General features: G+C 64.0%; 17 protein-coding genes. 9 read left to right on the top strand and 8 right to left on the bottom strand.

What is annotated here, in order from left to right:
• Positions 1-90: 90 nt before the first annotated feature.
• The gene (locus NKH67_RS03460; RefSeq protein WP_352500890.1) at positions 91-999 is read left to right on the top strand and encodes a LysR family transcriptional regulator; all 909 of its coding nucleotides are present in this window, start codon (positions 91-93) and stop codon (positions 997-999) included.
• A 27-nt stretch (positions 1,000-1,026) separates the two neighbouring features.
• Here the strand turns inward: NKH67_RS03460 and NKH67_RS03465 are convergent, their stop codons facing one another.
• Entirely contained in the window at positions 1,027-1,482 is a 456-nt protein-coding gene (locus NKH67_RS03465) for a carboxymuconolactone decarboxylase family protein (protein ID WP_352500891.1), read from the bottom strand.
• Positions 1,483-1,723: 241 nt separating this feature from the next.
• Between NKH67_RS03465 and NKH67_RS03470 the strand changes: the two genes are divergently transcribed.
• Together NKH67_RS03470 and NKH67_RS03475 are read left to right on the top strand one after the other, a co-directional pair.
• The gene (locus tag NKH67_RS03470; RefSeq protein WP_352470360.1) at positions 1,724-2,488 is read left to right on the top strand and encodes a copper homeostasis protein CutC; all 765 of its coding nucleotides are present in this window, start codon (positions 1,724-1,726) and stop codon (positions 2,486-2,488) included.
• A gap of 19 nt (positions 2,489-2,507) precedes the next feature.
• A complete protein-coding gene (locus tag NKH67_RS03475; RefSeq protein ID WP_352470358.1) occupies positions 2,508-3,005 on the top strand; it encodes a GNAT family N-acetyltransferase in 498 nt (165 codons plus the stop codon).
• Between the two features lie 19 nt (positions 3,006-3,024).
• On the opposite strand, the gene NKH67_RS03480 is transcribed toward NKH67_RS03475, so the two are convergent.
• Positions 3,025-4,047: an acyltransferase family protein gene (locus NKH67_RS03480; protein WP_352470357.1), complete on the bottom strand. Its 1,023-nt coding sequence runs from the start codon at positions 4,045-4,047 to the stop codon at positions 3,025-3,027.
• Between the two features lie 369 nt (positions 4,048-4,416).
• Between NKH67_RS03480 and NKH67_RS03485 the strand changes: the two genes are divergently transcribed.
• Genes NKH67_RS03485 through NKH67_RS03495 form a run of 3 tightly spaced genes read left to right on the top strand, consistent with a single transcriptional unit; the run spans position 4,417 to position 6,848 of the window.
• Complete coding sequence (locus tag NKH67_RS03485) at positions 4,417-5,127, top strand: fumarylacetoacetate hydrolase family protein (protein WP_352470356.1); 711 nt, start codon at positions 4,417-4,419, stop codon at positions 5,125-5,127.
• Positions 5,124-5,774: a maleylacetoacetate isomerase gene (gene maiA, locus NKH67_RS03490; RefSeq protein ID WP_352500892.1), complete on the top strand. Its 651-nt coding sequence runs from the start codon at positions 5,124-5,126 to the stop codon at positions 5,772-5,774. The genes NKH67_RS03485 and maiA overlap by 4 nt, the downstream gene beginning before the upstream one ends.
• Before the next feature lie 33 nt (positions 5,775-5,807).
• A complete protein-coding gene (locus tag NKH67_RS03495; protein ID WP_352500893.1) occupies positions 5,808-6,848 on the top strand; it encodes a zinc-dependent alcohol dehydrogenase family protein in 1,041 nt (346 codons plus the stop codon).
• Between the two features lie 19 nt (positions 6,849-6,867).
• Here NKH67_RS03495 and NKH67_RS03500 read toward each other — a convergent pair whose 3' ends face one another.
• On the bottom strand, positions 6,868-7,761 hold the full coding sequence (locus tag NKH67_RS03500) for a LysR family transcriptional regulator (protein ID WP_352501099.1): 894 nt from the start codon (positions 7,759-7,761) through the stop codon (positions 6,868-6,870).
• A 139-nt stretch (positions 7,762-7,900) separates the two neighbouring features.
• Between NKH67_RS03500 and NKH67_RS03505 the strand changes: the two genes are divergently transcribed.
• Positions 7,901-9,352: an MFS transporter gene (locus NKH67_RS03505; RefSeq protein ID WP_502893714.1), complete on the top strand. Its 1,452-nt coding sequence runs from the start codon at positions 7,901-7,903 to the stop codon at positions 9,350-9,352.
• Between the two features lie 43 nt (positions 9,353-9,395).
• Here NKH67_RS03505 and NKH67_RS03510 read toward each other — a convergent pair whose 3' ends face one another.
• Positions 9,396-10,289 carry a DMT family transporter gene (locus NKH67_RS03510; RefSeq protein ID WP_353030292.1) on the bottom strand — a complete coding sequence of 298 codons (894 nt, stop codon included), beginning with the start codon at positions 10,287-10,289 and terminating at the stop codon, positions 9,396-9,398.
• Between the two features lie 104 nt (positions 10,290-10,393).
• Between NKH67_RS03510 and NKH67_RS03515 the strand changes: the two genes are divergently transcribed.
• A complete protein-coding gene (locus NKH67_RS03515) occupies positions 10,394-11,797 on the top strand; it encodes an aminotransferase-like domain-containing protein (RefSeq protein ID WP_352500895.1) in 1,404 nt (467 codons plus the stop codon).
• Between the two features lie 30 nt (positions 11,798-11,827).
• On the opposite strand, the gene NKH67_RS03520 is transcribed toward NKH67_RS03515, so the two are convergent.
• The 3 genes from NKH67_RS03520 to NKH67_RS03530 form a co-directional block, all read right to left on the bottom strand.
• Positions 11,828-12,325: a MaoC family dehydratase gene (locus tag NKH67_RS03520; RefSeq protein ID WP_023676428.1), complete on the bottom strand. Its 498-nt coding sequence runs from the start codon at positions 12,323-12,325 to the stop codon at positions 11,828-11,830.
• A 138-nt stretch (positions 12,326-12,463) separates the two neighbouring features.
• Positions 12,464-12,892 carry a phasin family protein gene (locus tag NKH67_RS03525; RefSeq protein ID WP_352500896.1) on the bottom strand — a complete coding sequence of 143 codons (429 nt, stop codon included), beginning with the start codon at positions 12,890-12,892 and terminating at the stop codon, positions 12,464-12,466.
• An 83-nt stretch (positions 12,893-12,975) separates the two neighbouring features.
• Positions 12,976-14,280, bottom strand: a complete 1,305-nt coding sequence (locus NKH67_RS03530; protein ID WP_352500897.1) for a DUF445 domain-containing protein — start codon at positions 14,278-14,280, stop codon at positions 12,976-12,978.
• Positions 14,281-14,471: 191 nt separating this feature from the next.
• Between NKH67_RS03530 and rirA the strand changes: the two genes are divergently transcribed.
• The gene (gene rirA, locus NKH67_RS03535) at positions 14,472-14,933 is read left to right on the top strand and encodes an iron-responsive transcriptional regulator RirA (RefSeq protein WP_023676431.1); all 462 of its coding nucleotides are present in this window, start codon (positions 14,472-14,474) and stop codon (positions 14,931-14,933) included.
• Between the two features lie 245 nt (positions 14,934-15,178).
• Here rirA and NKH67_RS03540 read toward each other — a convergent pair whose 3' ends face one another.
• Complete coding sequence (locus NKH67_RS03540; protein WP_352470349.1) at positions 15,179-15,967, bottom strand: heme ABC transporter ATP-binding protein; 789 nt, start codon at positions 15,965-15,967, stop codon at positions 15,179-15,181.
• Between the last annotated feature and the right edge of the window lie 9 nt (positions 15,968-15,976).

Genomic DNA, 15,976 nt, shown 5'->3' on the forward strand with positions numbered 1-15,976 from the left:
AGCGAGCCCGTTCGTCGAGCCCAACATGAGGCTTTTTGTTCGCCGGAAAAACCAGTAGAGTTCGACAGGGCTATTTGGAAAATCCTTACAATGCGCCTCGACCAGTTCAGCGGCATCGTCGCCTTCGTGAAAGTCGCCGAGGCCAGGAGCTTCACCCGCGCCGCCGCCGAGCTCGGCGTCGCTCCGGCCTCGTTGAGCGAGGCGGTCAAGGGGCTCGAGCAGCGTCTGGGGGTGCGGCTGCTCAACCGCACGACCCGCAGCGTTGGCTTGACCGAGGCTGGCGCCCACTACCTCGACCATGTGCGTCCGGCAGCCGAAGATATCTGGGCGGCTGGTGCGGCTCTGCGCGACAGCCGCGATCGTCCCGCCGGCACGCTGCGCCTCAGCCTGCCGTGGATCGCCGCTCCGCTGCTGATCGAGCCGCTGATGCGGCCGTTCATGGATGCTTATCCCGAAGTGCGGCTTAGTCTGATTTTCGACGACAGCTTCGTCGATATCGCCGCCGATGGCTTCGACGCCGGCCTGCGCATCGGCGAGCTTCTCGAGAAAGACATGATCGGCGCGCGTCTGGGCGGGCCACTGCAGATGGTCGTGGTGGGTAGCCCCGATTATCTGGCGCGCAACGGCACACCGAAGCGGCCGGCCGACCTCGCCGCCCATCGCTGCATCGCATTCGCCCTCACCCGCACCCGCGCGATTTCGCCCTGGGAGTTCACCGTGGATGGACGCGAAGTCGCATTCACGCCGGACGCATGTCTGGTCGTGAACACACTTCCGCTGTGCATTACCGCCGCCGCGCAAGGGCTGGGCCTCGCCTTCGCCGTCGAGGGCCTCGCCGCGCCGCTTCTCGCCTCAGGCGCGCTGGTCAAGGTGCTGGAGCCTTTCTGTCCCGCTTACGAGCCGCTCCACCTCTATTATCCGAGCCGCCGCCTGGTACCGCCGAAGCTGCGGGCCTTCATCGACTTCGTCCGCGCGAATTCGTACAAGCTGCGGATCTGAAGTGGCTTTTCGAGAACCCGGCCCCGTTCAGCCCCAGGCGCCGACAATCTGCCTGGTGGTTGCGTTGAGCCGGTTGAATGCGTTGATCAGGGCAATCTGGACGACCAGGGCGGCAAGCGCCTTTTCGTCATAGTGCCGGGCGACCTCGTCCCAGACTGCATCCGGCACCGGATCCGGCCGATCGGCCAACCGGGTTGCCGCCTCGGTCAGTGCCAGCGCGGCGCGTTCGGCGTCGGTGAAGTAGGGTGTCTCCCGCCATGCGGACACGGCAAAGATGCGCTCGTCCTTCTCGCCGGCCTTCTTCAATTCGCGCGCATGCATATCGACGCAGAGGCTGCATCCGTTGATCTGGCTGGCGCGTAAATGGACGAGCTTGCGCGTCACATAGGACAGGTCGGCCGTCTCCGTCGACTTGTCCAGCGCGAGCAGTGCCTGCAAGGCGCCGGGAATGAGCATCACCGGGTTTTTCAACCGTGCTTGCATGGTGGTCTCCTTAGGCGTGTTTCTGCCGGCCGCACATTTAGCTTTCGGTCGGCTGTGCTGTTAATCAATCAATAACTCGCTAGCTATGAATCGACATATAGCTGAACGGTTATGGATATGTCAAGCGGCAAAATTGGAGCACCGCCGGCCGCCCTGTCGCGTGTTGAGCCAACAGTTCCGGCTTTCATCGCACCATGCCCGATGCTACCGCTGGGCAGCTGAAATCATCGACGGATCGCCTATGATCGAGACCGAACGCCCTCGCCTGCCGCTGATCGAGATCTGCGTCGAAGGCATAGACGGCCTGCTGGCCGCGCAAGCCGCAGGCGCCGACCGTGTCGAGCTCTGTGCCAGCCTGATCGAGGGCGGCATCACACCGAGCTTCGGCACGGTGCGCACGGCGCTCGAGCTGGCGACGATCCCCTTCCACGTCATCGTGCGGCCGCGCGGCGGCGATTTTCTCTATGGCGAAGCCGAATATCGTTCGATGCTCGCCGATGTCGGCGCGCTTGCCGAGCTCGGCGTCGCCGGTGTCGTCGTCGGTTGCCTCACTGCCGACGGCACCATCGACGAACAGCGCATGAGCGAATTGGTTAAGGCGGCGGGAAACTTGAACGTCACCTGCCACCGCGCCTTCGACATGACCCGCGATCCGACAGAGGCGCTGGAAGCGCTGATCCGCTGCAAGGTCGGCCGCGTGCTGACCAGCGGCCAGCGCGACACGGCGCTCGAGGGCGCTGACCTGCTCGCCGATCTTGTCAGGCAGGCCGGCGACCGCATCATCATCCTCGGCTGCGGCGGGCTTGATCCCGAGAACATCGGCAAGGTGCGGAGGAAAACCGGGTTGAGCGAAATGCACTTCGCCGCGCTCAAGGACGTGCCGAGTGCCATGCGTTACCGCAACCCGAAAGTCGGCATGGGCGGCACCGACCTCGACCGCGAATACCGCAACACCGTGACCGACGAGGCGCTGGTGGCGGCGACCATCGCAGCCGCCCGGCTGTGATCCTGGAAGATCGAACAACATGATCGAAGTGCGTTTGCCGATCGAACGGGTTTCGCCGCGTGATGAGTCCGCAATCCTCGCGCTCAACAACGAGCATGCCGCCGAATTGTCGTGGCTCGAACCCGAGCGCCTGTCCTTCCTGCTCGCCGAAGCGTTTTACACGCGCCGCATCGGTACGCTCGAAGCCTTCATCATGACCTTCGACCAGGACGCCAGCTACGACAGCCCGAACTTCCTGTGGTTTCGCCAGCGTTACCCGCGGTTCGTCTATGTCGATCGCGTCGTGGTCGCCGCCGCAGCGCGCGGGCGCGGCCATGCCCGCCGGCTGTACGAGGATCTGTTCGAGCAGGCGTCACGCGCGGGCCAGGCGATCGTCACCTGCGAAGTCAATGCCGAGCCACCCAATCCGGCTTCGGACGCCTTCCATGCCGCACTCGGCTTTGCGGAAGTGGGCGACGCGGTAATCCACGGCGGCAGGAAAGCCGTGCGGTATTATGCAAGACGGATCGCCGGCTGAACGGCGGGCGCCGTACGCCCTACCAATTGCGGTTCAGCCAGGAGCGGGCCGGCTTTTCGATGATGTAGTAGCTGCACAGCGCGCAAGCGAACGCCGCCGCAAGCATCAACCACGGCGAACTGCCTTTTATGTCGACGAATTGATAAAAGGGCTGCTGCCAAAGATAGAGCGAATACGACCACAGCCCCAGCATCGTCATCGGCAGGGACGATAGAAACCCGGTCAGATACCGGCTGCCGAAGTCGAGCGAATTGACGGCGAGTGCCAGCAGCGGCACCGCGACCAGATAGTGGATCGGGGTTGGCACGGCAGCCATGAAAAGGAGCACAGCCAGTACTGAGGCCGCCAGGGCGACATGCGGCCCCTTGAACAGCGCCGGCAGCCTGTCGTCGGCCTTGAGCAGGCATATCACCGCCGACAGCAGGATCGAGGCGATGTGCACGTCGGTGCGCCAATAGGTGCCCTCGTAGCCTATTGCGAGCACCCAGTAGGAGATGGCGCCGTTTGCCATGGCCAGCACCGACAATGCACCGAGCAACATGATGACCCGGGACCGCCCCGAGACGACGACGCTGATCAGCGCCAGGATGATATAGGCGTGCTCTTCGACGCAGAGCGACCAGATATGGTCGAGCGCGCCGGCGCGGGTGACGAGAATTCCGGCATAGTTGTAGGTGAACGTCAGCGCCGTCAGCGCCGCCTTCCACTTGAAGGCGATGAATGTGCCGGACAGGGCAACCATCGCGGCGACGACAAAAATCAGCAGTGCCGGGTAGATGCGGGAGAACCGGCGCTTGAAGAATTTCTTCAGCGGATAGTATTCGACAAACAGGATCTCGGCCATCAGCCGGCCGCTGAGCACGAAGAAGAATTCGACGCCCAGGACGCCGAGATTGATGCCGGGAACGGGGAAGAAATGGCCGATCAGCACCAGCGCGATCGACAGGCCGCGCCAGCCGTCGAGATAGGCAAGCCTGGTTCTTGCCGAGCTATCGGCGACAGGCCTGGACACGACAAGACGCGTCGCGGAGATGTCCGTCATGCCGGTCCCTTCATTGAACCTGCGAAAGGCGGGCTGGAGGCCGCATTCCTCCAGCTATATTGCAGCGCACCAGAGCTTTGTGCAAGTGCGAGATAACGACACGCCCGAAGTACGGGGGCGGACCGAAAGGGGGCTGTCACGTCCGTTCCCCGAAACGGTCGACAGTCTCAGGCGTTGGCGGCAGGCGCTGCGCGCCATGGCCAGCCTAACGGCAAATGGTACATCTCCATCTTGGCCGGCAGAGCAAAATGTACCGGTGATTTCCGCGGCACCGTGCGGCAGGCCTGCTCTTCCGCCATCCAATGCCTTGCCCGTTTGCCCAAATCGGCCGAATGTGCCGGCGACATATCCACTGAACTGAGACAGTGCATGACAGACTTCGTCCTTCCCCTGCCCGCAACCCCGTCGGTGGCCGTGGCCGGCTCGCCGGAGCGTTTTGCCGTGCGCCGGATCTTCTGCGTCGGCCGCAACTACGCCGCTCATGCCCGCGAGCTCGGCAATGACGAGCGCGACCCGCCCTTCTTCTTCACCAAGCCAGGCGACGCAGTGGTCGATGCGGCGGTCGGTTCGGGCACGATTATCCCCTACCCGCCGCTGACCCAAAACCTGCATCACGAAATCGAGCTGGTCGTCGCGATCGGCGGAGCCGGCTTCCGCATCCGGCGCGAGCGCGCGCTGGACCATGTCTGGGGCTACGGCGTCGGCGTCGACCTGACTCGCCGCGACCTTCAGGACGAGGCAAAAAAGGCGGCAAGGCCGTGGGACTGGTCGAAAGCCTTCGACCGTTCAGCGCCCTGCGGCCCGCTGGTTCCGGCGCAAAAATCCGGTCATCCCGACAAGGGCCGCATCTGGCTCGCGGTCGACGGCGAGATCAGGCAGGACGGCGACCTCGCCGAACTGATCTGGCCGGTTCCCGACATCGTCTCGATTTGCAGCGAGGCGCTAGAGCTTAAGCCCGGCGACCTGATCTTCACCGGAACACCGGCTGGCGTCGGCGCCGTCGGGCCGGGCGAAAAGATCACCGGTGGCGTCGACGGCATCGGCGAAATCGAACTGACCATCGGCCAACCGATCCGATGAGCGACATCGTCCTCCATAACTACTACCGCTCCTCGACCTCTTACCGGGTGCGGATCGCGCTGGAGATGAAGGGCCTGTCCTACGACTACGTGCCGCATCATTTGCGCCACGGCGAGCATCTCGAACCCGCCTACCTCGCGGTCAATCCGCAAGGGCTGGTGCCGGCACTGGTCCTGGACGACGGCAGGCTACTGACGCAATCGCTGGCGATCATCGAATATCTCGACGAGACCACGCCTGAGCCACCGCTGCTGCCCACGGATGCGCCTGGCCGCGCCCGCGTCAGGATGCTGGCGCAGATGATCGCCTGCGACATCCATCCGGTGAACAATCTGCGCGTGCTGACCTCGCTGCGCACACTGTTCGGCGCCGGCGACCAGGATGTCGTCAACTGGTTCCGGCACTGGGTCAACGAAGGCTTCCAGCCGCTTGAAAAGATTCTGGCTTCCTCGCCCGAGACCAAGACATTCTGCCATGGCGACACGCCGGGGCTGGCCGACATCTGCCTGGTCGCACAGGTCACCAGCAATGCCCGCTTCGGCGTCGACATGACGCCCTACCCGACAATCTCGCGCATCAATGCCGCCTGCACGGCGCTGCCGGCGTTCCAGAAGGCCGCGCCTGAGAACCAGATCGATGCCGAATAGACCGCAAATCGCAGAAGTCATGAGGAACAGCCGATGAAAGCCGTCGTCTTCGAAAAATTCGGCGAGGCGCCGACGATCCAGACCGTGCCGGATCCGACGCCGGCCCCGGAAGGCGTCGTCATCAAGGTTGAGGCCACCGGCCTCTGCCGCAGCGACTGGCATGGCTGGATGGGGCACGACGACGGTATCCGCCTGCCGCATGTGCCTGGCCACGAGCTTGCCGGCGTCGTGGCCGCGGTGGGCAACCAGGTGACCCGCTGGAAGGGCGGCGAGCGCGTCACTGTGCCGTTTGCCGTCGGCTGCGGCCGCTGCTTCGAATGCACCTCGGGCAACCACCAGGTCTGCGAACATCAGTTCCAGCCCGGCTTCAGCGCCTGGGGTTCGTTCGCCGAATATGTCGCCATCGACCATGCCGACACCAATCTCGTACGCTTGCCCGACGAGATGGAATTCGCCACCGCCGCCAGCCTCGGCTGCCGCTTCGTCACCTCGTTCCGCGCCATCGTCGATCAGGGCCGGGTGACGCCCGGCGAATGGGTGGCCGTGCATGGCTGCGGCGGCGTCGGCCTGTCGGCGATCATGATCGCCAGCGCCATGGGCGCCAATGTCGTCGCCATCGACCTCACGGACGAGAAGCTGGACTTTGCCAAAAAGATCGGCGCGGTGGCGACGATCAACGCGGCAAAGACGCCGAACGTGGTCAAGGCGGTCAAGCAGATCACCAATGGCGGCGCGCATATGTCGATGGACGCGCTCGGCCACCCCACAACCTCTTTCAACTCGATCGCGAACCTGCGCCGTCGCGGCCGCCACGTGCAGGTCGGCCTGATGCTCGGCGACCATGCCAGGCCGCAGATACCGATGGACAAGGTGATCGCATTCGAGCTCGAAATCCGCGGCAGCCACGGCATGCAGGCGTTCCGCTACCAGGCGATGATGGAGATGATCCGTACCGGCAAGCTGAAACCCGAACTGCTGGTCGGCAAGAAGATCAGCCTCGAAGAGGCGCCGGCCGCATTGATGGCGATGGGCGGCTTCGAAGGCATAGGCATCGGCGTGGTGACCAGATTCTAGATCACGCCCTGAGCCTGGATCAGCGAAACGACGCGCAGACCTCCCGCACGCAGGCTCGCAGCCAGCGTTGTGCTGGATCGGCATCGAGTCGCGGATGCCACAGCATCGAAATGGTGACCTCCTCGATATCGACCGGCAACGGGAAGCTGTACATGCCCGTGCGCGCGCCCAGCGTGTGCCGTTCGGGGACGCTGGCGATCAGATCGGAGGCGCGCGCCATGGCGAGCGTGGCCGAGAAGCTGGAAACCATGCACACGATCGTCCGCTGGAGACCGAGCAGTTTCAAGGCCTCGTCGATCGGGCCCTTTTCGCGGCCACGCCGCGAAACGCTGATGTGGCGGCCGGCCGCATAGCGTTCCGGCGTCATTGGGCCCTCGCCCAGGCTGTGACCCGTTCGCACCGCACCGATGAAGCGGTCGCGAAACAGCGCCTGAATGCGCATTTCAGGGTTCGTTTCACTGGCAACCCCGATTTCGAGGTCAACCGCCGCGTCACGCAACGACATGTCGTTCTTGTCGGATTTCGGCGCAAAACGCAGCCGCACGCCAGGTGCATCCGCTTCGACACGGGTCAGAAGACGCGGTGCGAACTCCTCGACGAAACTTTCGTTGGCGCGCAGCGTGAAGACCTTGTCGAGAGCAGAGAGGTCGAGGAGCTTGGCCGGGCGCAGCAGCGCTTCCGCATCCTGAACGACGCGGCCTACCTGTTGCTGCAATTCGAGCGCGCGCGGCGTCGCAACCAGGCCACGGCCGGCCCGGACCAACAATGGGTCGCCTGTCGCCTGGCGCAACCGCGCCAACGTCCGGCTCATCGCCGAGGGACTGAGGCGCAGCCGCCCGGCCGCGCGCGCCACACTGCCCTCGCTCAGCAGCACATCGAGGGCGACAAGCAGATTGAGATCGGGTGACGACATGGAAGGACCGTAGCACAGCTCGGCCGCGATGTGGCGTTTCATGCACGAATAAGATGCAAATACTGCGCCTTCCGCCACATCATGCGAGGGAATAGCGTCCGACAGCTCCGATTGGGGGCTGCCGGCAAAGGAGTTCACCTTGGCATCGACCGCTGAAAAGATCTGGGACGAAGTTGCCCCGGTGAGCGGCGCACGCTCGACCCGATGGGCATTGGCAAGCCTGTCGCTTTCAACGCTGCTGTCGTCGCTCGCCACCAGCATCGCCAGCGTCGGGCTGCCATCGCTGATGCAGGCATTCGGCGCATCGTTCCAGCTCGTGCAATGGGTCGTCCTGGCCTATCTGCTCGCCATTACTACCTTGATCGTCAGCGTCGGGCGGCTCGCCGACGTATTCGGCCGCCGACCGCTGTTGCTCGGCGGCATTGCCCTGTTCACGTTTGCATCGGTGCTTTGCGGGCTCGCGCCGACGCTCTGGCTGCTGATTGCCGCTCGGGCGGCACAGGGGCTCGGCGCGGCCATTATGATGGCTCTGACGCTGGCCTTTGTCGCCGACACGGTTCCCCGGGATAAAACCGGCAGCGCCATGGGCCTGCTCGGCGCCATGTCGGCGATCGGCACCACGCTTGGCCCCTCGCTTGGCGGACTGTTGATCGCCGGCCTCGGCTGGCGCGCGATCTTCCTCATCAATCTGCCATTGGGGATGCTGGCCTTTGCGCTTGCCTGGCGCTTCCTGCCGGCCGGAAAAAAGACGCCAGGTCGGCGCGGTTTCGACGGGATCGGCACGGCTTTGCTCGCGCTGACGCTAGCCGCCTATGCGCTCGCCATGACCCTTGGGCGTGGCAGTTTTGGTTCTCTCAATGTCGGCTTGCTGATTGCCGCCACCGTGGCTGGCCTGCTGTTTGTCATTGCGCAGACAAGGGTCCAGAACCCTTTGATCCAGCCTGCGAGGTTCCGCGACCAGGCGTTGAACGCAAGCCTCGCCATGAACCTGATCGTCGCCACGGTGATGATGGCGACGCTGGTGGTCGCACCATTCTATCTGTCGCGCGCGCTTGGGCTAGACGCGGCCATGGTCGGGCTGGTTCTGTCGACCGGCCCTCTGATTACCGCATTGGCGGCGCTGCCGGCCGGACGCCTGGTCGATCGTTTCGGGGCGAACCGGATGATGATCGTCGGCCTGTTCGATCTCGCTATTGGCACCTTTGCTCTGTCGCGGGCGGAATTCGGTATTGCCGGCTATGTCTTGCCAATCATCATCGTCTGCACCGGCTACAGCCTGTTTCAGACCTCCAACAATTCGGCCGTGATGACGGGCGTCGCATCCGACCAGCGTGGCGTCGTCTCCGGCCTGCTCAATCTGTCGCGCAATCTCGGCCTGATCACCGGTGCGTCGGTGATGGGCGCGGTGTTCGCCTTCGCATCGGCTGGGGAAGGCACTGGCTTGGCAGTGTTGGCACCTGCGGCAGCGGCACGAGGGATGCAGGTCACTTTCCAGGTGGCGACGGGCCTGGTGCTGATGGCGCTGATCCTTGCGGTATTTTCAGCCCGCGCCACGGCCGGGCGAACTGATATCGTTGCCAAGCATCCTTGAGGGTTTCCACCCGGTTCGCATGCAACTCCGGCAACTGGCGCACCTATCTCGCATATCTGTTGGCACCGACGACGCAAAGTACGACGGCGGCGGCGACGGCGATCATGGCGGGACTGACCTGCTCATGCAGCAGCGCTGCCGCCAGCCCGAGGCCGAAGAAGGGCTGCAGCAGTTGCAACTGCCCGACGGCGGCGATGCCGCCTTGCGCCAGGCCGCGATACCAGAACACGAAACCGATCAGCATGCTGAACAGCGAAACATAGGCCAAGCCGATCCAGGCGCCCCTGCCGGCACTTTCGAGCGACGGCGGCAAAGTGATGAACGTCAGCGCCAGCATGAGGGGCAGCGACAGCACCAGCGCCCACGAAATCACCTGCCAACCGCCGAGTTTGCGCGACAGCGCCGCTCCTTCGGCATAGCCCAATCCACACACGATCATGGCGGCCAGCATCAAGATGTCGCCGAGCGGCGAGACCGACAGGCCTTGGGTGACTGCGAAACCGGCAACAAGGGCGCTGCCGAGGCACGAGAACAGCCAGAACGCCGGCTTCGGGCGATCACCGCCTCGAACCACACCGAAGATCGCGGTCGCCAACGGCAACAGGCCGACGAAAATGATGGAGTGAGCCGACGTGATGTGCTTGAGCGCCAGCGCCGTCAGCAGGGGAAAGCCGACCACGACGCCAAGCGCCACGATCGCCAGCGGGAACAGATCTCGCCGCTCCGGACGCTTCTGACGAAAAATGAGCAGCAGCGCCAGGCCGAGGATGCCCGCCGAAGCCGCACGGGCGACCGTTACGAACACCGGATCGAAATCCATCACCGCCACGCGCGTCGCCGGAAGCGAACCGCTGAAGATCAGCACGCCTATGAACCCGTTAACCCAGCCACTCGCCGCCCAACTACTCGCCGCCCAACGACTCGCCGCCTTGTTCATTGATGCCCCGCTGATTTCGCCCTCTATCGGGCCGGGCGTATGGCTCCGCCAGAGACAATCAGGTACAGTTTGACAAAACCGTTATGGTAGGGCGAGCAGTACGGATGGATGAGCAGACGACAACAGATGAGCGCAGCCGAACGCTTGTCGAAAGCGTCATGGCGACGATCAGGCACAGGATCGCCGCGCGCAGCCTCACACCGGGAACGCGGCTGCCTTCGATCCGGGCGTTCGCCAAGGCCATGCAGGTTTCCAAATCCACCGTGGTCGAAGCCTATGAGCGTCTGGCGGCGGAAGGCATGATCCGCTCGCGGCCAGGCTCGGGTTTCTATGCCGCCGGACCGCTGGCTCCGCTGTCACTGGCCGAGATCGGCCCCAGGCTTGACCGTGCTGTCGACCCGCTCTGGGTCTCGCGCCAATCGCTGGAAGCCGGCGACGGCGTCCTGAAACCGGGTTGCGGCTGGTTGCCGGCGTCATGGATGCCCGAGGCCGGATTGCGTCGCGCGCTGCGGACGATGGCCCGCGCCGACGACGCAGCGCTGACCGATTACGGCACGCCGCTCGGCTTGCCGGCGCTACGCCATCTGCTGGCGCGGCGCATGGCCGAGCACGGTATCGAAGCCTCCCCGGACCAGATCATGCTGGCGGAATCGGGCACTCAGGCGATCGACCTGCTGTGCCGGTTCCTGCTCGAACCGGGTGACACGGTGTTGGTCGACGATCCCTGCTACTTCAACTTCCATGCCCTGTTGCGCGCCCATCGGGCCAAGGTGATCAGCGTCCCCTACACGCGCTCGGGTCCGGACATCGAGCTGTTCGCGCAGGCACTGAACGAGCATCGGCCGCGCCTCTACATCACCAATTCGGCGCTCCACAATCCGACCGGCGCCATATTGTCCCCGGTCGTTGCCCATCGGGTGCTGAAGCTCGCCGACCAGTCAGGGCTGACCATCATCGAGGACGATATCTTCGCCGATTTCGAACACACGCCCGCGCCCCGGCTGGCTGCCTTCGACGGCCTCAGCCGGGTCATCCACATCGGAAGCTTTTCCAAGACGCTGTCGGCATCGGTGCGCTGCGGCTTCATCGCCGCTCCTCGCGACTGGATGGAAGGATTGACCGATCTCAAGATCGCCACGTCGTTCGGCAGCGGTCGGCTTGCATCCGAACTGGTACTGACGCTGCTGAAGGATGGCCTCTATCGCAAGCACGTGGACCTGCTGCGCGCGCGGCTTTCGCGCGCAATGGAGGAAACCAGCACCCGCCTGAGGGCGATCGGCATCGTGCCATGGATAGATCAGCCGGCCGGCATGTTTCTGTGGTGCAGGCTGCCGGAGGGGATAGATGCCGCGGATGTCGCCCGCCATGCCCTGTCGGCCAACGTCGTGCTCGCGCCCGGCAATGCGTTCAGCCTGTCCCGGTCGGCCAGCCGTTACATGCGCTTCAACGTCGCCCAATCGGGAGACGACCGGGTTTTCAGGGCGCTTGAACAGGCGATGTCGCGTTGATTGCGCTGCCGCAAAACTGAGGCTGAACTCTCAGGCCCCTGCCCGCTTGCGGCGTGCATAAAGCATGACGAGCGTCTCGGCGGTCAGCGCCGGCCTCTGCTCGCCTTCGATCTCGACCGTATTGGCGGCCTTCATCAGATATTGCCCCGGACCTTTGTCTTCCATCGACAACAGCGTGGTGCGCAGCCTGATTCGCGAGCCGACCCTGACCGGCGCCACGAAGCGCACTTTGTCGAAACCGTAGTTGAACGCGGCCTGCGTGTTTTCGGGTACGATCCCCATCTCGAGCGCCAGCGCGCCGATGATGGACAGAGTCAGATAGCCATGCGCGATCGTGGTGCGGAACGGGCTTTGCCGCTTCGCCCGCTCGGGATCGACATGGATCCATTGATGATCGCCCGTGCATTCGGCAAACTGGTCGATGCGGTGCTGATCGACCAGCGTCCAGTCCGAAACGCCCAACTCCTGCCCGGCCATCGCCCTGAGTTGCTCGAAGGTCGGCGGCGTCCTCGGCCGTATCTGCGTCATTCCTGCTTTCCCGATCGCTTGCCTGTTCCGGACCACGACGGGCCGCCCCTGTCAATTCGCCAGTGCGATTCCAGCCCATAATCTTCGGCCGCGAACCGCCGGTCTTCGCCGCCGGCAAGCGTGCTGCCGGGGAACAGCTTACCTCTTGTCGTGGCCGGCGCGGATCTCCTCCATCGCCTCCTTGATGCGGCTGCGCAGGATTTCGATCGATTCGGTGCCGGACGCCCTCGCCAGTTCGGTCATCTCGCCGGCATTCTTCAGCGCGGTCTCGAAGGATTTCCTGGCGAACGCCGCCTGCTTCTGCATCATTTCCTGCGGATTGCCGGGCGCTCTGTAGCTTTGTGCCATGTCGGTGATTTCGCGCAGTGTGTCCTGCAGCATCTCGCGTTGCCTTGACAACAGCGCCGACGCTCCGGCGGCACTCGCCCGTGCCGACTTCTCCAGCGCTTCCAAGTTCCTGGCGTGGTGGGCGAGGATCGCCTCGACATCGACATTCGGCAGCTTCAGGTCGCGGCCGAACTTGCCGAATATGTCGATGAAGGACTCGGACTCCGGTCGTTTTGCCATGCTGGTTCTCTCCCCCTGTTCCCGCCAACGCCGCCACTGCACGGAAGATAGTGCAGCGAAGCTCAGCGGTCCATTCGGACGAGTCAGCCGACAAGAAACAGCCGTTCGGCAGTGTAGAGCACGAGGCCGGCAAGGCCACCGATGATCATGCCGTTGAAGCGGATATATTGCAGGTCCTTGCCGATGTTCATTTCGATAAGCCTTGTCAGTTGCGCGAGGTCCCAGCGCTTGACCTGGTCGGCGATGAACTTCGACACGCCGCTCTTCTGGCTTTCGACGAAGGAGGCCAGCGCCACGATGAAGCCCTGGTTCATGTCGGCCCTGATCTGCGCGTCGTCGGCAAGATGGCGGCCGACCTCGACGAACATGGTGGCGAGATGGTCGCGGATCATCGAATTGGGCGCCTTGGCGTCCTGTTCGATGAACAGCCGCAGGCTGTCCCACATATCGCCGGCCAGCGCACTGAGCTCCGGCCGGGCAAGGAAATCGCGCTTCAGCTTTTCGGCGCGCCTGGCATATTGTTTGGATGTCCTCAACCGCTCGACGAAGGTTTCGACGAAAAGGTCGAATTCGGCTCGCATCGGGTGGTGCGGATCGGCGCGCACCTCATCGAGCAGCGAGCCGGCCGACGCAACGATCTTCTTCAACAGATAGGCGTCGGCGCGAAACAGGTTGAACAGCGACGGCAGTTCCTCGCGGATCTTCTCGCGCATCGTCGCCAGCGCCTGCTCGTCGCTCAGGAAGCGGCCGACCACCTTGGTGAACTCGTCGAATAATTTCTGGTGGCGACGATCATCAGTCAGCGCCGACAGCAGCTCGGCGGCGAGCGGCGCCAGCGGCACCTTTTCGATCTGCTCCAGCATACGGCTGGTGACGAAGCCGCGCAGTCCGGATTGCTCGACCGCCGCCAGCGTCTGCGGCACCAGCCGGCCGACGAAGCGCGATAAATCGGCGGCGCGGTTCGGGTCGGCCAGCCAGTCCGCGACCAGCGCGGAAAAGTCGACCTCGGCGAGCTTTTCGCGCACCGGTTCCGGCGCCAGGAAATTCACCTCGATGAAGCGGCCGAGATTGTCGGCGATGCGATTCTGGTTTTCCGGGATGATGGCCGTATGCGGGATCGGCAGGCCAAGCGGCCGCCGAAACAGCGCCACCACCGCATACCAGTCGGCCAGCCCGCCGATCGTCGCCGCCTCGGCGAAAGCGGCGACGAAGCCCAGCCATGCATGCCGGCTCTCGAGCGATTTCGCCACCGCGAAGATCAGCACGCAAAACGCGAGTGCTGCGGCGGCGACGAACTTGGTGCGCCTGAGCGCCGAAAGCTTGGCGTCGGCATCGGCGTCGAACCGGACGGACGCGACGGATGCAAATGCCGGGGCTGGTCGTGACATGATGGGCCGCTCCTGATCGTGTATGCGAACTTATCTAGTGCCGCCTGCCCTAGAAAGCGCGCCGCTGGTTCCGGTGCGCGCAATCGTGCACGCAAACTTGACGCCGGAATTCATCTATTATGCAGCGCCAGTCTGGAATTGTTCCAAACTATAGGCCATATTGACGCCAACCACTGTTATGTGAGGACACAATGCGGCTTACCCGTCAGACCAACTACGCCATGCGCATTCTGATGTATTGCGCCGCCAACACAGAGCGGTTGAGCCGCATCCCCGAGATCGCCGCCGCCTATTCGGTATCGGAACTTTTCCTGTTCAAGATCCTGCAGCCGCTGGTCGAAAACGGCCTGATCGAAACGGTGCGCGGCAGGAATGGCGGCGTCAGGCTCGGCCGCGCGGCCGAATCAATCAGCCTGTTCGATGTCGTGCGGGTAACGGAGGAAAGCTTTGCCATGGCCGAGTGCTTCGAGAACGACGCCGCCGAATGTCCGCTGGTTGACAGCTGCGCGCTGAATTCGGCATTGCGCGAAGCGCTCAACGCCTTCTTCGCCGTGCTGTCGCGCTACACGATCGCCGATCTGGTGGCGGCGCGCCCGAATGTGCGGCACCTGCTCGGCATCGACATGCTGGTGCAAAGGGCGCCGGCCGCCTGATTTTTGGTCGCATCTCAATTGGTGAGGTCTGTTGAGATTCAGGTCAGGCCGAGCCGGAGTCGAAGACGGGCGCGAAGCGACCAAAATGGTGGGTTCCGAGAACCGGAACCGAGCGTACGTTTGGGTACGTGAGTACCGGCCTGCGCCGGCCATAGCCTTAACTGCCGCACCTCTCATGAATGCTTCGGCCGGCGAAGGCCGGAAGCGCAGGAAACCGCCATTTGCAGGCCGGCATCACCTGAACATCAACAGACCGACTGCGGCAATACGAACGGCATGTTTGCCGCCGGCAACACGCCGACCTTCAGCCGGCAATCGAAGACCTTTTCGATCAGCTCGTCGCTGAGCACCTGTTGCGGCGAACCTGTAGCGGCGAGCCTGCCGCGATGCATGACGAAAATCCGGTCGGCATACATCGCCGTCAAATTGAGGTCGTGCAGGATGGCGACCACGCCGCCGCCGCGTCTGGCGAAATCGCGGGCGATGTCCATGATGATCAGCTGGTGTTTGATGTCGAGGCTGGACACCGGCTCGTCGAGGAACAAATAGCGCGGCTTGCCGTCGAGCACCGGCGCCCAGACCTGGCAGAGTACGCGAGCAAGCTGCACGCGCTGCTGTTCGCCGCCGGACAGCTCCTGGTAGAAGCGGCCGGCGAAACCGTCGAGGTCGACGCGAGCCAGCGCCCGTTCGGGCAGGCGCTGGTCCTCGCCGGACAGCGCGCCGGAGCGCCCGCCGACCAGGCCCAGCCTGACGATCTCACGCACTGTGAACGGGAAGGACAGCGTCGTCGCCTGCGGCAGCACGGCGCGCAGCGTCGCCGCTTCGAGAGGCTTCATCGCGGATAGATTGCGGCCGTTGACGGTGACCTCTCCCGAATAGCCAAGATCGCCGGACAGTGCTCTGAGGAAGGTCGTCTTGCCCGAACCGTTGGGGCCGACGATGGCCGCGATTTCGCCGGGCCGCGCCTCGAAATCGACATTGGCGACAATGCGCTTGCCGCCAATCGCCACCGAGACATCGCGCGCTTCGATCATAGGCAAACC

Origin of the sequence: Mesorhizobium sp. M0968 (assembly GCF_040319065.1) — a bacterium.
Classification (GTDB): domain Bacteria; phylum Pseudomonadota; class Alphaproteobacteria; order Rhizobiales; family Rhizobiaceae; genus Mesorhizobium.

Excerpts from the sequence above, each read along its gene's own strand:
- NKH67_RS03460 (WP_352500890.1), top strand. The coding sequence starts at position 91 with ATGCGCCTCGACCAGTTCAGCGGCATCGTCGCCTTCGTGAAAGTCGCC.
- NKH67_RS03465 (WP_352500891.1), bottom strand. The coding sequence starts at position 1,482 with ATGCAAGCACGGTTGAAAAACCCGGTGATGCTCATTCCCGGCGCCTTG.
- NKH67_RS03470 (WP_352470360.1), top strand. The coding sequence starts at position 1,724 with ATGATCGAGACCGAACGCCCTCGCCTGCCGCTGATCGAGATCTGCGTC.
- NKH67_RS03475 (WP_352470358.1), top strand. The coding sequence starts at position 2,508 with ATGATCGAAGTGCGTTTGCCGATCGAACGGGTTTCGCCGCGTGATGAG.
- NKH67_RS03480 (WP_352470357.1), bottom strand. The coding sequence starts at position 4,047 with ATGACGGACATCTCCGCGACGCGTCTTGTCGTGTCCAGGCCTGTCGCC.
- NKH67_RS03485 (WP_352470356.1), top strand. The coding sequence starts at position 4,417 with ATGACAGACTTCGTCCTTCCCCTGCCCGCAACCCCGTCGGTGGCCGTG.
- maiA (WP_352500892.1), top strand. The coding sequence starts at position 5,124 with ATGAGCGACATCGTCCTCCATAACTACTACCGCTCCTCGACCTCTTAC.
- NKH67_RS03495 (WP_352500893.1), top strand. The coding sequence starts at position 5,808 with ATGAAAGCCGTCGTCTTCGAAAAATTCGGCGAGGCGCCGACGATCCAG.
- NKH67_RS03500 (WP_352501099.1), bottom strand. The coding sequence starts at position 7,761 with ATGTCGTCACCCGATCTCAATCTGCTTGTCGCCCTCGATGTGCTGCTG.
- NKH67_RS03510 (WP_353030292.1), bottom strand. The coding sequence starts at position 10,289 with ATGAACAAGGCGGCGAGTCGTTGGGCGGCGAGTAGTTGGGCGGCGAGT.
- NKH67_RS03515 (WP_352500895.1), top strand. The coding sequence starts at position 10,394 with ATGGATGAGCAGACGACAACAGATGAGCGCAGCCGAACGCTTGTCGAA.
- NKH67_RS03520 (WP_023676428.1), bottom strand. The coding sequence starts at position 12,325 with ATGACGCAGATACGGCCGAGGACGCCGCCGACCTTCGAGCAACTCAGG.
- NKH67_RS03525 (WP_352500896.1), bottom strand. The coding sequence starts at position 12,892 with ATGGCAAAACGACCGGAGTCCGAGTCCTTCATCGACATATTCGGCAAG.
- NKH67_RS03530 (WP_352500897.1), bottom strand. The coding sequence starts at position 14,280 with ATGTCACGACCAGCCCCGGCATTTGCATCCGTCGCGTCCGTCCGGTTC.
- rirA (WP_023676431.1), top strand. The coding sequence starts at position 14,472 with ATGCGGCTTACCCGTCAGACCAACTACGCCATGCGCATTCTGATGTAT.
- NKH67_RS03540 (WP_352470349.1), bottom strand. The coding sequence starts at position 15,967 with ATGATCGAAGCGCGCGATGTCTCGGTGGCGATTGGCGGCAAGCGCATT.